We start from the raw sequence: 13,799 nt of genomic DNA on the forward strand, positions 1-13,799 counted from the left end.
ACCTTAGCAAAAAGAGGTTTCATAGTAACCCCCCAATAAAAGATATCCTCTCACACTAAGTGTATTTCACAGGAATATTACATACTTTTACACAGTAATCCCCGTCTCAGACAGGAGAAAACGATGGACCTTTTGGAACTTGAACAACGCCTCGAACAGCTTGAAAGCAAAACCGCCTTTCAGGATCTGACCATTGAGGAACTCAATCAGGTGGTAACACAGCAGCAGATGGATATCACCCGGCTGAATGAAAGGCTCCGCCTGCTGACCGAACGCCTGAAAGCCACCCCGGGCTCAAATGTGGCACCGCTGTCAGAAGAAGTGCCGCCACCGCACTACTGATAAAACACAGGTATAAAAAAAGCGCATCCGTCAGAATGCGCTTTTTTTGTCCGGTTCAGATGCGGGTTATCAGTGACAACCGCAGCCGCCGTTACCGTGGCCTTTACCGTGACCGCCACCGCCGCAGCAGCCGCCTTCACCGTGTTCGTGACCATGGTCGTGATCGTGGCCGTGACCGCCGCCGCAGCAACCGCCTTCTTCGCCGTGGTCGTGACCACCGCAGCAGCCGCCTTCTTCACCGTGAACGTGACCGTGCTCCAGCTCTTCTGCTGTTGCTTCACGCACACCGATAACTTCGACGTGGAATTTCAGGTTCTGACCGGCCAGCATATGGTTGCCGTCAACGATCACTTCGTCACCTTCGATACCGGTGATTTCAACCGGCACAGGGCCCATATCGGTGTCTGCCAGGAAACGCATGCCGACTTCCAGCTCATCAACACCGACGAAAACGTCTTTCGGTACGCGCTGAACCAGGTTTTCGTCATACTGACCGTAAGCGTCGTTTGCGCCGACATCAACGTCGAACACATCACCGGCAACACGGCCATCCAGTGCACTTTCCAGCCCGCTGATCAGCGCGCCGCGACCGTGCAGATAGTCTAACGGAGCACTTGCCGGAGACTCATCAACTAATACACCGTCTTCTGTTCTTACCTGATAAGCCAGGCTCACTACCAGGTCTTTTGCTACTTTCATGGTATCTCCTACACATCCGCGGGGGATAAGATTTTAATTAACGCGCCGATTGTAACGGAATTTACAGCCACTGTATCTGTTTTGGGACAAATTCCCCCAAATTCTCTGTGAAAAGCAGCAGCCTGTTATTCCCCCGGTGTAAAGATACCAATCACCTGTTCATCTTTGCGCACATGCTGCTCCGCATGCGCGTCCGCCCGGCGTTCGAGATGGCCGCACGTCACACACTGCACCACGTCCACATTATCCTCACGCCACATGGCGAGGGTGTCCTGTGCCTGACACTCAGGGCATACCGCACCCGCAATAAACCGTTTCCGGTTACTCATTTTTCTGCTCCTGTCTCTGTCCGTCCGCTGCCCGGTGAGTCTTCTGTCAGGTTCCAGCTGTCCGGCAGATGTTTTTCCCGTTTCATTTCATTATCAAACAGGTTTTCCAGCTCGCGCCGCGCCTCTTTCACGCGGGAGATATGCGAAATTTCCTCTTCCGCCTGCGGGATAAGCTCACGCAGCAACTGCATATCCAGCCTGCGGAATAATTGCTGCGCCCGGTGTGCTTCCGCCGGATGCGTGCCCAGCCCGATCAGGGTTTTGCGCGCCAGTTCCAGCGCCGACGAGAAGGTTTCGCGGCTGAACTGTGTTACGCCGTGTGTAAGCAGCTCGTGTGCCTCCACCCGTCCCCGGGCGCGGGCAATAATCTGCAGATGCGGGAAGTGCTCCTGACACAACTGCACAATGGTCATAGTATCTTCCGGCTTATCACAGGTAATGACAATCACCTTTGCTGTCTCTGCCCCGGCAGAACGTAACAATGCGAGTCCTGTCGCATCCCCGTAATAAACCTTATAGCCGTAACGGCGCATGGCGCTGACCGCACTGACATCTTTTTCCAGTACCGTCGGATGAATTTTGTTCGCCATCAGCAGACGGCCGATGACCTGCCCCATCCGCCCGAAACCGACCAGAATCACATGCGGATGGTTATCCTCCACAAACGGGGTTTCGCCCGTTCCCGGTTCGGCATTATTGTAACGGCGCGCCAGAATCATATCGATGCCCTGCATCAGCAGCGGCGTGGTCATCATGGAAAGGGTGACTACCACCAGCAGCAGCGCCATCTGATGATCCGTAATCACACGGCTGGCCAGTGCCGCCGAGAACAGCACGAACGCAAATTCCCCGCCCTGACTGAGCACCCCGGCAAACTGTAAGCGCCCGCTGCGCCGGCAGGTCAGATGTGCCAGCAGATACAGCACCGTCATTTTGACACTCACCAGCACAATCACACCCAGCAGAATTTGCGGCAGATACTGCCACAGCACGCCGATGTTCAGTGACATGCCGACAGAAATGAAGAACATCCCCAGCAGCAGCCCTTTGAACGGCTCGATAGTGATCTCCAGCTCATGGCGGTATTCCGTATCCGCCAGCATCACACCCGCGATAAATGTTCCGAGCGCCATGGAAAACCCGAGCTGCTCCATAAACACCGCCGAACCGATCACCAGCAGCAGCGAGGCGGCGGTAAAGACTTCACTGACCCCGGATTTCACCACCAGCCGGAACAATGGCCGCAGCAGATAACGCCCGCCAATCAGCAGTCCGGCAAAGGCCAGAATTTTGATGCCGATGCGATACCAGTCACTGCCCGCCGTTTCCCCGCCCAGCAGAGGAATAACCGCGAGGATAGGGATCACCGCCATGTCCTGGAACAGCAGCACTGAGAATCCCATCTGGCCGCTGTCGTTGTTGGTCATGCCTTTTTCATCCATCAGCTGTAATGCCATCGCTGTGGAGGACATCGCCATTCCCAGCCCGCCGACCACTGCCGCCTGCCAGGAGAAATCCGTCAGCCAGAGCAGCACCCCGAGGATCAGGGCGGAGAACACCACCTGCGCGGTGCCGGTACCGAAAATAGATCGCCGTAGTTTCCACAGTTCACGCGGATTCAGCTCCAGCCCGATAAGAAACATCAGGAACACCACACCAAGCTCAGAGAAGTGCAGCAGCTCATTGACGTTCTTGATAAAGCCCAGCCCCCACGGGCCGATAGCAATCCCCGCCAGCAGATATCCCAGTACCGCGCCGATACGCAGCCGCTGCGCCACCGGCACCATCACCACGGCTGCCGCGAGAAACACAATACCTGCATGCAGCAGGTTGCCGTCAGCTGGCTCCATTTTTACGCCCTCCGGTCAGTTGCGGTGCCCGCAGCCAGTCACAATACGCCTGCGCCTGCTCATGCAGCATGGCTTTTCCCTGGCGGCGTGCGGCATAGAGAATAACCGGTGCCAGCCAGTGCATTTCACACAGTGCCGCCGTCAGCTCAAACGGTCTCAGTAACTCACTGATCGGAAAACGGTTATAGCCGCCGTGCTGATAAGCTTCCGCCGGTTCCCCTGTTGTGATCACCTGGCGCCAGTATTTGCCGGACAGCTGTCTGCCGCCCTGTTCACCGGAGAAATCACGGGTCAGCACGCGGTCAAACCACTCTTTCAGCAGCGCGGGGCAACTGTAAGTGTACAGCGGGTGCTGAAACACAATGATGTCATGCTGCCGCAGCAGTTCCTGCTCATGGCGGATATCGATAAAAAAAGTCCGGATAGGTGCCGTACAGGTCATGCACCGTCACATGCCCGAGTTCCGACGCCGCAGAGATAAGCGCCTTGTTGGCGATGGAGTGATGCGGTTCCGGATGGGCGTAAATCAGTAATATAGTCGGATTATTTATCATCACTTCCTCTTAAAAACGTGAGAATCTTTGTGATTTTCGCTACTATGCCCGCTGCAACGATACTCCTCGCCTGCTGACGGGTGATTTGCTGCTGACAACGCACGAATTACATTAATTTTACTCTCAATTACTTACCCTATCGATATTTATGATTGTTTTCTCTTCACTTCAGGTTCGCCGCGGCGTCCGTGTTCTGCTCGACAACGCAACGGCCACCATCAATCCGGGCCAGAAAGTCGGACTGGTGGGAAAAAACGGCTGCGGTAAATCCACGCTGCTGGCGCTGCTTAAGGGCGAATTACAGGCCGAAGCAGGCAGTGTGTCATTTCCGGGAAACTGGTCCATGGCCTGGGTTAACCAGGAAACCCCGGCACTGGATGAACCGGCGATCGAGTATGTCATTGACGGTGACCGCGAATTCCGTGAGCTTGAGGCAAAATTACAGCAGGCGAATGAACAGAATGACGGCCACGCCATTGCCGTGATCCACGGTCAGCTCGACACCCTCGATGCCTGGACCATCCGTTCCCGTGCCGCCACACTGCTGCACGGGCTGGGATTCTCACAGGAACAGCTGGACACCCCGGTACGGGCCTTCTCCGGGGGCTGGCGGATGCGCCTGAACCTGGCACAGGCACTGATTTGCCGCTCTGATCTGCTGCTGCTCGATGAACCGACCAACCACCTGGATCTCGATGCGGTGATCTGGCTGGAAAAATGGCTGAAGAGCTATCCCGGCACTCTGATTCTGATCTCCCATGACCGCGATTTCCTCGATCCGATCATTGATAAAGTCCTGCACATTGAACAAAACGGTCTGTTTGAATACACCGGTAACTACTCCTCCTTTGAGGTGCAGCGTGCCGAGAAAATGGCCCAGCAGCAGGCACAGTATGAAAGTCAGCAGTTACGCCGCGCACATCTGCAGAAATATGTCGATCGTTTCCGCGCTCAGGCGACCAAAGCCAAGCAGGCACAAAGCCGTCTGAAGATGCTGGAACGCATGGAGCTGATTGCCCCGGCACTGGCGGATAACCCGTTCCGTTTCAGTTTCCGCCCGCCTGAAGCACTGCCGAACCCGCTGCTGAAAATGGAAAAAGTCAGCGCCGGGTACGGTGAGAAAGTGGTGCTGGATAATATCAAACTGAACCTGGTGCCCGGTTCACGTATCGGCCTGCTCGGCCGTAACGGCGCGGGTAAATCCACCCTGATTAAAATGCTCGCCGGTGAACTGGAGCCGTTACAGGGCAAAATTGGTCTCGCCAAAGGTATCAAACTGGGTTACTTCGCCCAGCATCAGCTGGAATTTTTACGCGCAGATGAATCCCCGTTACAACATATGGTGCGCCTGGCGCCGGATCAGACTGAACAGCAACTGCGTGATTACCTCGGCGGTTATGGTTTCAAAGGTGATCAGGTGACCGACAACACCGGTCGTTTCTCCGGCGGGGAAAAAGCGCGTCTGGTACTGGCGATGATTATCTGGCAGCGCCCGAACCTGCTGCTGCTCGATGAACCGACAAACCACCTGGATCTGGATATGCGCCAGGCACTGACCGAAGCCCTGATCGAATTTGAGGGAGCGATCGTCGTGGTTTCCCACGATCGTCACCTGCTGCGATCCACCACCGATGATCTGTACCTGGTGCATGATGGTCAGGTCGAGCCGTTTGACGGCGATCTGGATGATTATCAGCGCTGGCTGGCAGACAGTCAGAAACAGATGCGCCAGAGTGCGGAGCCGGCGGCGGAAAACGGCGAGGAAAAAAATACCGTCACCGCGCAGGATCGCAAAGAGCAGAAACGCCGTGAGGCGGAATTCCGCCAGCAGACTCAGCCGCTGCGCAAAGAATCTGAGAAACTGGAAAAAACCATGAGCCGGTTATCGGACGCCATTGCCGTGATTGAGGAAAAACTCGGTGACAGCGGCCTGTATGATCAGTCCCGCAAAGCCGAGCTGAACACCTGCCTTCAGGAACAGGCGCAGTTCAAAGCTGAGCTGGAAGAGGCGGAAATGGCCTGGATGGAGATTCAGGAAAACCTCGAAGCCATGACACAGGCCTTTGAAAATCAGTAAATGATAAAGAGCGGCCCCTGCCGCTCTCTTTTCTTATCAGCCGTCCAGGCTGTTAATCATGGTGCGGGCATTGATCACCAGCCGCCGCGCCTGCTCTTCCCGCCGCTGTAACAGCGCCATAAACAGCAGATCCGTCACTGTATTCTGCGCCGTCCGTGAGGAAATAGACGAACTGCGCCACTCGTTTTCTTCCGCGACCGTTTCCAGCACATAATCCGCCATTTTTGCCAGCGGTGACTGACGGTTCCCGGTAATCGCAATCAGCGTGGCATTCTGTTTTTTCGCCGTGGCGGCGGTGACCAGCATATCCTTGCGTTTGCCGCTGAATGACAATACCACCAGCACATCCTTTTCGGTCAGCGTCTGGGAAAAAGCGATCTGGATATGGTGATCGGCTTCCGCCAGTGTCATCAGCCCGATTTTCTGAAGTTTATAGGCCAGATCTTTCGCCGTCAGCCCGGAGCCGCCGATACCGGCGACCTGAATACAGCGGGCATTATCCAGACAGGCGACAATCTCTGCCATCTGTTCAAAATCGAGCCGCCGTGTGGTTTCCGTAATGGAATTCTGCTTTTCCTGTGCCAGTTTCTGCGCGATCACCAGCAGCGGATCATGTGCTTCTATCCGGTTATGCAGCGCCTGCTGCTGATTAGCTGCCAGCACCCGGTTGCGGCCAATCTCTTCGCTGATAGCGACTTTCAGTGCCGGAAAACCCTTAAATCCCAGTTTCTGACTAAACTTCACTATAGCGGACTGACTCACGCCCACCCGCTCCGCCAGTACCTGGGAGGAAAGTGTCACGGTTTCTTCCGGCTGCGCCAGGATGAAATCGGCAATATGCTGCTGATTGGTCGCCAGCTCTGCTTTTACCCAGCTGATTTTTGTCAGGATCGCCATGTGTACCTGTTTTCCTTCTGCGGAGAATAAAAAAGGAATAAATTATTTTAACTAAAATGACGAATTATTCCTGATAAAGGACGTATCTGACTAATAAAAAATACATTTATATTCAATTAAATATAAAAAATAAAATGATGATGGGAAATGAAACTATTCCTGCTATAGCATCATAGTTGAATAGATTACTCTGTGATAATTCTCACACAAAAAGAATATTTAATTCTCTAGCATGCGATTATATCTTATACAAAGGATCACGCATGAAGATTGACTTAACCTCAATGATTACCGAGAGCCGCAACCCGGCAAGCGCGGATATCGACAGCCTGCCGACATTAGATATGCTGCGGGTGATTAACCGCGAAGACCAGACCGTGGCCCTTGCCGTGGAAAAAACACTGCCGCAGGTGGCACAGGTGGTGGATGCGGTGGCACAGGCATTCCGCCTGGGCGGACGGCTGATTTATATGGGCGCGGGCACCTCCGGCCGTCTCGGGATACTGGATGCCAGTGAGTGTCCGCCGACCTTCGGCACCCCGGCAGAGCAGGTGGTCGGTCTGATTGCCGGTGGTCACAAAGCTATCCTGAAAGCCGTTGAAAATGCGGAAGATAACCGCGAACTGGCGGTGAGTGATCTGAAAGCCCTGAATTTCAATGAAAAAGATGTGTTAGTCGGGATCGCCGCCAGCGGCCGTACCCCCTATGTGCTGGGCGGTATGGAATACGCACTGTCACTCGGTGCAACGGTAGCCGCTGTCAGCTGTAATCCGGACAGTGAAATGAGCCGTCTGGCCGGTATCGCCATCACACCGGTGGTCGGCCCGGAAGTCATTACCGGTTCCTCCCGCATGAAAGCCGGCACCGCCCAGAAACTGATACTCAATATGATCACCACCGGCGCCATGATCCGCTCCGGGAAAGTGTACGGCAACCTGATGGCGGATGTGGAAGCGACCAACGCCAAACTGGTTGAGCGGCAGAAACGTATTGTGATGGCCGCAACGGAATGTGACAAAGCGACCGCAGAACAAGCCCTTGCCGCCTGTGACGGACACTGCAAGACCGCCATCGTGATGATCCTGGCACAGCTGAGTGCCGGTGACGCCAAAGCCCTGCTGGCACAGCATCAGGGGTTTATCCGTGACGCGCTGACCGGCGCGGCGCACTCTTAACGCAAGGTAATCACCATGGCCAAAATCAGTCAGTCAACCATCATACAGATTCTGGATGCCATCGGCGGTCCGGGTAACGTGGCACAGAGCGGTAACTGTATGACCCGCCTGCGTCTGACACTGAACAACACACAGCTGGCGGATAAAATCGCCATCAAAAAAATTGAGGGCGTGCTGGGTGTGATTGAAAGTGATGAGCAGTTCCAGATTGTGCTGGGGCCGGGCAAAGCACAAACCGCCGCAGAGCTGATGCAGAAATATCTGGATGAGCATGTACCGGGCAGTGAACCGGACAGCCGCAGCCTGAAAGAGATTGCCGCTGATCAGAAGCAGCATCTGAAAGAAAAACAGACAAATCCGGTACAGCGTTTTCTCGCCAAATTCGCCACTATTTTTACCCCGCTCATTCCCGGGTTTATCGGCGTGGGTCTGCTGCTCGGCTTTGCCACACTATTTGAATCGCTCTGGGTCACCGGAAATCCGTCCCCGAACAGCACACTGGTGGAAGTGCTCAGTTACATGAAGGTCTTCGGCAAAGGGCTGTTTACCTTTATGGGGATCCTGATCGGCTATAACGCGCAGAAAGCCTTCGGCGGATCCGGTGTCAATGGTGCGATCATCGCGGCACTGTTTATCCTCGGTTATGATCCGCAGGCGACCAAAGGTTTCTACTCCGGTATGGAAACGTTCTTCGGTCACGGCATTGACCCGCGCGGTAATATTATCGGGATTCTGATCGCCACCATCACCGGTGCATAGGTCGAACGGCAGGTGCGGCGTTTTATCCCGGCAAACCTGGACATCATTCTGACCTCCGCCATCACCCTGCTGATTATGGGTGCACTGACCTTTATTGTGATTATGCCTATCGGCGTCTGGCTGTTTGACGGCATGTCCTGGCTGTTTATGCACCTTAACGCTAACCCGTTCGGCGCTGCGGTTCTCGCCGGTCTGTTCCTGATAGCGGTGATGTTTGGTATCCACCAGGGCTTTATCCCGGTGTATACCGCGCTGGTCGGCACTCAGGGTTTTAACTCCCTGTTCCCGATCCTCGCCATGGCGGGTGCCGGTCAGGTCGGTGCTGCGCTGGCACTGTATGTCCGCGCGAAAAAAGACTCGGTGCTGCGTAATCAAATCCGGGGAGCAATTATCCCGGGCTTCCTCGGCATCGGCGAACCGCTAATCTACGGCGTGACCCTGCCGCGCGTGAAGCCGTTTATCACTGCCTGCTGCGGTGGTGCAGCCGGCGGGTTCTTTATCGGGCTTGTCGCCTGGTTCGGCTATCCGGTCGGGCTGAATACCGTTTTCGGGCCATCGGGGATTATCGCCATTCCGGTGATGACATCCGACAGTGGTATCTTCATGGGGATGGCGGTCTATACCGGCGGGTTACTCGTCGCCTATCTGGCCGGATTCCTGTTTACCCTGCTGTTCGGCAGTAAGAATGTGGATTTAAGCTGATTTCGCTGCAGCGATAAAAAAACAGACCGCAATGCGGTCTGTTTTTCATTCAGCTTCTGTTTTTGTTCCGCAGGTTATATTATGTCTGCTATTCAAGCCAGATGAGCGGCACACAGGCGGCGGTGAGTAACCCCATCACAATATTGAAGGTGAACCAGGCATTGCGGCTGCGCAGAAAAAGGCCGATAAAGGCACCGAATCCGATCCAGATAAGCCCGGCAACCAGATTCACAGAGACCATCACAATACTCATCACTCCGACAGACAGCATATACGCATCACCGCTCAGGCTGTAACTGCCGACCGCCCCCAGTCCCATCAGCCAGGCCTTGGGATTGATAAACTGTAACAGCGCCCCCTGATACCAGGTGACGGCCTTACTGACCTGCGGTTCATTAAGCTCCTGATACGGTGCGGTAGCCAGTTTTTTGGCAAGCCACAGAAGGTAAAGACTACCCGCAATTTTCATAGCAGTATGCAATTTGGGATAAATCAGTAAAATAGCCGCAACACCAAAGGCTGAAAGGTATAATACCGTCTGCATGCCGAGCATAATACCAGCCATCAGTGCCAGCGTACGGCGAAAGCCGAGCTGTGCACCGGAGGCGGTCAGTAACATATTATTGGGGCCGGGCGTGACTGCCGCGATAAACATAAATACGGAAAGTGAGATAAAAAGATGTGCGGTCATGAGTAATCCGGCAACGTGGTCATTTTCTTCCCGGAAAATTACCAGTATGTTTTTCATTAAACAAGAGATGTTTTTTCATTACGAATCTAACTATGTCTAGTCATTTTCAACCGATTTCCTGGGCAACCAACCCGCACCTGCAAACGTTGCTGCCCCGGATTTTCCGCCGGAAACCGACGATAAAACCATTCTGGCAGCGCCTGACACTGCCGGATGATGATTTTATTGATCTTGCATGGAGCGAAGATCCCGATACCGCACGCCATAAACCACGGCTGGTCATCTTTCACGGGCTGGAAGGCAGTTTCCGCAGCCCGTATGCGCACGGTATCCTGGCTGCGGCCGCCCGTCAGGGCTGGCTGGGTGTTGTTATGCATTTTCGCGGATGCAGCGGCGAGCCGAACCGCTCCAGACGGATTTACCACTCCGGTGAAACCGAAGATGCCCGTTATCTGCTGAACTGGCTGCAGGATACCTACGGGAAAGTACCGACCGGCGCGGTCGGTTATTCACTCGGCGGCAATATGCTGGCCTGTTATCTCGCCGAAGAGGGTGAGAATGCCGCAGTGGATGCAGGTATTGTGGTTTCCGCCCCGCTGATGCTGGAGCCGTGCTCTTTCAAAATGGAAAAAGGCTTTTCCCGTTTTTATCAGTGGTATCTGCTGAAAGGGCTGAAACGTAATGCCACCCGCAAACTGGTGCGCTACCCGAATTCACTGCCGACAAACCTGCTGCATATCCGCGCGATTAAACGGATCCGCGAATTTGATGACATTATCACCTCACGGATCCACGGCTTCCGCGATGCCTCGGATTACTACCGCCGCTGCAGTGCCCTGCCGAAACTCCCAGCCGTACGTAAGCCGATGCTGATCATCCACGCCAAAGATGATCCTTTTATGGCACAGGAAGTGGTGCCGGATCTGTCACAACTGCCGCCGTGTGTGGAGTACCAGATGACCGAACACGGCGGCCATGTCGGCTTTGTGTCCGGCAGCTGGCGCCGTCCGCGTTTATGGCTGGAGGAGCGCATCCCTGAATGGCTCGCGCCGCATCTGGCCGCAAAGGAGACACCATGATTATTCCCTGGCAGGATATCGCGCCGGAAACACTGGAAAGTATCCTGGAAAGTGTGGTGCTGCGCGAAGGCACCGACTACGGCGAACATGAAAAATCACTCAGTGATAAAGTGGCGGATCTTTACACGCAACTCAAAAACGGCGACATTGTGATTGTCTGGTCGGAATTACACGAAACACTCAACATCATGCCGTCGGCACAATTCCGCGGCTGATTCAGCCGGAGGAAACGCCGCATGTCACGGACCCACCCGATTATCGCCGTTACCGGCTCCAGCGGAGCCGGTACCACTACCACCAGTCAGGCTTTCCGTAAAATTTTCCAGCAACTGGATGCGGTTCCGGCCATTATTGAAGGTGACAGTTTCCACCGTTACACGCGGCCGGAAATGGATGCCGCCATCCGCAAGGCCCGCGAGCAGGGCCGCCACATCAGCTATTTCGGGCCCGAAGCCAACGATTTTGGCCTGCTCGAAAGCACATTCCGCCAGTACAGCGAAAACGGCAGCGGCGAACGCCGCAAATATCTGCATACCTATGATGAAGCCGTGCCCTATAATCAGCTGCCCGGCACCTTCACCCCCCGCGAGGCACTTCCTGCCGGGACGGATGTACTTTTCTATGAGGGATTACACGGCGGCGTGGTCACGCCGGAACATGATATTGCCGGACATGTGGATCTGCTGGTCGGCGTGGTACCGATAGTCAATCTGGAGTGGATACAGAAGTTAGTCCGTGACACCAATGATCGCGGCCATTCACGGGAGGCGGTAATGGATTCTGTCGTGCGTTCGATGGATGATTACATCCGCTATATCACCCCGCAGTTTTCCCGCACCCACATTAACTTCCAGCGGGTGCCGACGGTGGATACCTCAAACCCGTTCTCGGCCAAATCCATTCCGTCACAGGATGAAAGCTTTACCGTGATCCGCTTCCGCGGCCTGAAAAAAATCGATTTTCCCTATTTGTTATCCATGCTTCAGGGCTCCTTTATTTCCGCCTCAAATACCATCGTCGTCCCCGGCGGAAAATTAGGGCTGGCGATGGAATTAATAATGGCACCGCTGGCAGAGCAATTATTGCAGGGAAAACAAATAAACAAGCGATAAAAAAACCGGGTAATAATGTATTACCCGGTTTATTTTCAAAAATAAAAATAATATTTCAAAAAATCATTCAATATTCTTTACTTCAAAACTATGCGTAATGTTAACACTTTCGCCTAACATTAATGAAACAGAGCAATATTTCTCAGCGGATAATTGCACGGCACGCCCGACAACGTTTTCAGTCAGGTCACGGCCGGTCACAATAAAATGCAGATTAATATGAGTGAATAAACGTGGCGCGGTTTCACGACGTTCAGCGGTGAGTTTTACATCACAATCAATGACTTGATTACGGCCTTTTTGCAAAATAGAGACAACATCAATGGCGCTGCAGCCGCCGGTTGCCATCAGTACCATCTCCATCGGGTTCGGAGCTTTTTCACCGGCATTACCGTCCATTGTAATCTGGTGTCCTGACGCGGATTCCCCTAAGAAAGTCATGTTCTCAACCCACTTTACACGCGCTTCCATTTTTATACCCTCATCATCAATATAATTCACGACAGACTACCCTTTCATTCACGGGCTGGCAATCTATCCCATAGTTTATTATGCTGAAGCGAGACAGTGGAAGACAGGACAGTTTTCCTGTGCTAAAAACACGGCAAGGATTTATCTATGGCTAAGATCAATATCTTTCCGTGAGGATTATTATACTATTTTAATAAACTAACTTGCCGGAAATTCAGCAAGTTAATATGATAAGCTAAGACTTTATATAATTGCAGAGCGTAAACAACGGTTTGCAATAACTAACAACAGAGGATAACGCGAATGGTTCTCGGCAAGCCACAAACAGACCCCACGCTTGAATGGTTTTTGTCTCACTGCCATATCCACAAATATCCATCCAAAAGCACGCTTATTCATCAGGGCGAAAAGGCAGAAACACTCTACTATATTGTAAAAGGTTCTGTTGCGGTGCTGATCAAAGATGAAGAAGGCAAAGAGATGATTTTATCCTATCTCAACCAGGGTGATTTCATCGGTGAACTCGGATTATTTGAGGAAGGACAGGAACGTACAGCGTGGGTACGGGCAAAAAGCGCCTGCGAAGTTGCAGAAATCTCGTACAAAAAGTTCCGCCAGCTTATCCAGGTTAACCCGGATATCCTTATGCGCCTTTCCGCGCAGATGGCAAGCCGCCTGCAAACCACATCAGAAAAGGTCGGAAACCTTGCATTCCTTGATGTGACGGGCCGCATCGCCCAGACATTACTGAACCTGGCAAAACAGCCGGATGCGATGACTCATCCGGACGGCATGCAAATCAAAATTACCCGTCAGGAAATCGGCCAGATTGTGGGATGTTCCCGCGAAACCGTCGGCCGTATTCTGAAGATGCTGGAAGATCAAAACCTGATCTCCGCACACGGTAAAACCATCGTGGTATACGGCACCCGTTAATCCGGACCGCCCTTATCACCAAAACAGGCGCATCTGCGCCTGTTTTTTTTGTTTCCGGCTCATCATTATTACTGAAGAATATCAGCTCTGCGAACCCGCAGCTTTCCTTCGCGGCCGGCTTGATCA

13 protein-coding genes and 2 pseudogenes are annotated in these 13,799 nt (G+C 53.5%); 8 read left to right on the forward strand and 7 right to left on the reverse strand.

Annotation, left to right across the window (positions count from 1 at the left end):
- Positions 1 to 123 precede the first annotated feature (123 nt).
- Positions 124 to 342, forward strand: a complete 219-nt coding sequence (locus JL661_RS17280) for a SlyX family protein (RefSeq protein WP_004240722.1) — start codon at positions 124 to 126, stop codon at positions 340 to 342.
- A gap of 69 nt (positions 343 to 411) precedes the next feature.
- On the opposite strand, the gene slyD is transcribed toward JL661_RS17280, so the two are convergent.
- The 4 genes and pseudogenes from slyD to kefG all read right to left on the reverse strand — a co-directional run bounded on the left by slyD (position 412) and on the right by kefG (position 3,774).
- Positions 412 to 1,041: a peptidylprolyl isomerase gene (gene slyD / locus JL661_RS17285; protein WP_004236504.1), complete on the reverse strand. Its 630-nt coding sequence runs from the start codon at positions 1,039 to 1,041 to the stop codon at positions 412 to 414.
- 125 nt (positions 1,042 to 1,166) lie between these two features.
- On the reverse strand, positions 1,167 to 1,370 hold the full coding sequence (locus JL661_RS17290) for a YheV family putative zinc ribbon protein (RefSeq protein WP_046024786.1): 204 nt from the start codon (positions 1,368 to 1,370) through the stop codon (positions 1,167 to 1,169).
- On the reverse strand, positions 1,367 to 3,220 hold the full coding sequence (kefB, locus tag JL661_RS17295) for a glutathione-regulated potassium-efflux system protein KefB (protein WP_046024787.1): 1,854 nt from the start codon (positions 3,218 to 3,220) through the stop codon (positions 1,367 to 1,369). The genes JL661_RS17290 and kefB overlap by 4 nt, the downstream gene beginning before the upstream one ends.
- Positions 3,207 to 3,774, reverse strand: a pseudogene (gene kefG / locus JL661_RS17300) (glutathione-regulated potassium-efflux system ancillary protein KefG). The gene kefB and the pseudogene kefG overlap by 14 nt, the downstream one beginning before the upstream one ends.
- Positions 3,775 to 3,922: 148 nt before the next feature.
- On the opposite strand from kefG, the gene JL661_RS17305 reads away from it, so the two are divergent.
- Complete coding sequence (locus tag JL661_RS17305) at positions 3,923 to 5,851, forward strand: ABC transporter ATP-binding protein (RefSeq protein ID WP_004236508.1); 1,929 nt, start codon at positions 3,923 to 3,925, stop codon at positions 5,849 to 5,851.
- A gap of 36 nt (positions 5,852 to 5,887) precedes the next feature.
- Here JL661_RS17305 and JL661_RS17310 read toward each other — a convergent pair whose 3' ends face one another.
- Complete coding sequence (locus tag JL661_RS17310; RefSeq protein WP_004236509.1) at positions 5,888 to 6,748, reverse strand: SIS domain-containing protein; 861 nt, start codon at positions 6,746 to 6,748, stop codon at positions 5,888 to 5,890.
- Positions 6,749 to 7,011: 263 nt separating this feature from the next.
- On the opposite strand from JL661_RS17310, the gene murQ reads away from it, so the two are divergent.
- Both murQ and murP read left to right on the forward strand, forming a co-directional pair.
- Positions 7,012 to 7,923: an N-acetylmuramic acid 6-phosphate etherase gene (gene murQ / locus JL661_RS17315; RefSeq protein ID WP_062773294.1), complete on the forward strand. Its 912-nt coding sequence runs from the start codon at positions 7,012 to 7,014 to the stop codon at positions 7,921 to 7,923.
- A 15-nt stretch (positions 7,924 to 7,938) separates the two neighbouring features.
- Positions 7,939 to 9,384: pseudogene (gene murP, locus JL661_RS17320) on the forward strand (PTS N-acetylmuramic acid transporter subunit IIBC).
- Positions 9,385 to 9,472: 88 nt separating this feature from the next.
- On the opposite strand, the gene JL661_RS17325 reads toward murP, so the two are convergent.
- Positions 9,473 to 10,075, reverse strand: coding sequence for a LysE family translocator (locus JL661_RS17325; RefSeq protein ID WP_036413539.1), 603 nt, complete (start codon positions 10,073 to 10,075; stop codon positions 9,473 to 9,475).
- Positions 10,076 to 10,167: 92 nt separating this feature from the next.
- On the opposite strand from JL661_RS17325, the gene JL661_RS17330 reads away from it, so the two are divergent.
- Genes JL661_RS17330 through JL661_RS17340 form a run of 3 tightly spaced genes read left to right on the forward strand, consistent with a single transcriptional unit; the run spans position 10,168 to position 12,266 of the window.
- Positions 10,168 to 11,154 (forward strand): hydrolase, encoded by a 987-nt coding sequence (locus tag JL661_RS17330; protein WP_015422410.1) that lies wholly within the window; start codon positions 10,168 to 10,170, stop codon positions 11,152 to 11,154.
- A complete protein-coding gene (locus JL661_RS17335) occupies positions 11,151 to 11,369 on the forward strand; it encodes a YheU family protein (protein ID WP_004236514.1) in 219 nt (72 codons plus the stop codon). Before JL661_RS17330 ends, JL661_RS17335 begins: the two co-directional genes overlap by 4 nt.
- 21 nt (positions 11,370 to 11,390) lie before the next feature.
- Positions 11,391 to 12,266, forward strand: a complete 876-nt coding sequence (locus tag JL661_RS17340; RefSeq protein ID WP_004240728.1) for a phosphoribulokinase — start codon at positions 11,391 to 11,393, stop codon at positions 12,264 to 12,266.
- 63 nt (positions 12,267 to 12,329) lie between these two features.
- Here the strand turns inward: JL661_RS17340 and JL661_RS17345 are convergent, their stop codons facing one another.
- Positions 12,330 to 12,737, reverse strand: a complete 408-nt coding sequence (locus JL661_RS17345; protein WP_015422409.1) for an OsmC family protein — start codon at positions 12,735 to 12,737, stop codon at positions 12,330 to 12,332.
- 303 nt (positions 12,738 to 13,040) lie between these two features.
- On the opposite strand from JL661_RS17345, the gene crp reads away from it, so the two are divergent.
- Entirely contained in the window at positions 13,041 to 13,673 is a 633-nt protein-coding gene (crp, locus tag JL661_RS17350; RefSeq protein ID WP_004240730.1) for a cAMP-activated global transcriptional regulator CRP, read from the forward strand.
- Positions 13,674 to 13,799: the final 126 nt, after the last annotated feature.

It is taken from the genome of Morganella morganii (assembly GCF_019243775.1).
Classification (GTDB): domain Bacteria; phylum Pseudomonadota; class Gammaproteobacteria; order Enterobacterales; family Enterobacteriaceae; genus Morganella; species Morganella morganii.

Excerpts from the sequence above, each read along its gene's own strand:
- JL661_RS17280 (WP_004240722.1), top strand. The coding sequence starts at position 124 with ATGGACCTTTTGGAACTTGAACAACGCCTCGAACAGCTTGAAAGCAAA.
- slyD (WP_004236504.1), bottom strand. The coding sequence starts at position 1,041 with ATGAAAGTAGCAAAAGACCTGGTAGTGAGCCTGGCTTATCAGGTAAGA.
- JL661_RS17290 (WP_046024786.1), bottom strand. The coding sequence starts at position 1,370 with ATGAGTAACCGGAAACGGTTTATTGCGGGTGCGGTATGCCCTGAGTGT.
- kefB (WP_046024787.1), bottom strand. The coding sequence starts at position 3,220 with ATGGAGCCAGCTGACGGCAACCTGCTGCATGCAGGTATTGTGTTTCTC.
- JL661_RS17305 (WP_004236508.1), top strand. The coding sequence starts at position 3,923 with ATGATTGTTTTCTCTTCACTTCAGGTTCGCCGCGGCGTCCGTGTTCTG.
- JL661_RS17310 (WP_004236509.1), bottom strand. The coding sequence starts at position 6,748 with ATGGCGATCCTGACAAAAATCAGCTGGGTAAAAGCAGAGCTGGCGACC.
- murQ (WP_062773294.1), top strand. The coding sequence starts at position 7,012 with ATGAAGATTGACTTAACCTCAATGATTACCGAGAGCCGCAACCCGGCA.
- JL661_RS17325 (WP_036413539.1), bottom strand. The coding sequence starts at position 10,075 with ATGACCGCACATCTTTTTATCTCACTTTCCGTATTTATGTTTATCGCG.
- JL661_RS17330 (WP_015422410.1), top strand. The coding sequence starts at position 10,168 with ATGTCTAGTCATTTTCAACCGATTTCCTGGGCAACCAACCCGCACCTG.
- JL661_RS17335 (WP_004236514.1), top strand. The coding sequence starts at position 11,151 with ATGATTATTCCCTGGCAGGATATCGCGCCGGAAACACTGGAAAGTATC.
- JL661_RS17340 (WP_004240728.1), top strand. The coding sequence starts at position 11,391 with ATGTCACGGACCCACCCGATTATCGCCGTTACCGGCTCCAGCGGAGCC.
- JL661_RS17345 (WP_015422409.1), bottom strand. The coding sequence starts at position 12,737 with ATGGAAGCGCGTGTAAAGTGGGTTGAGAACATGACTTTCTTAGGGGAA.
- crp (WP_004240730.1), top strand. The coding sequence starts at position 13,041 with ATGGTTCTCGGCAAGCCACAAACAGACCCCACGCTTGAATGGTTTTTG.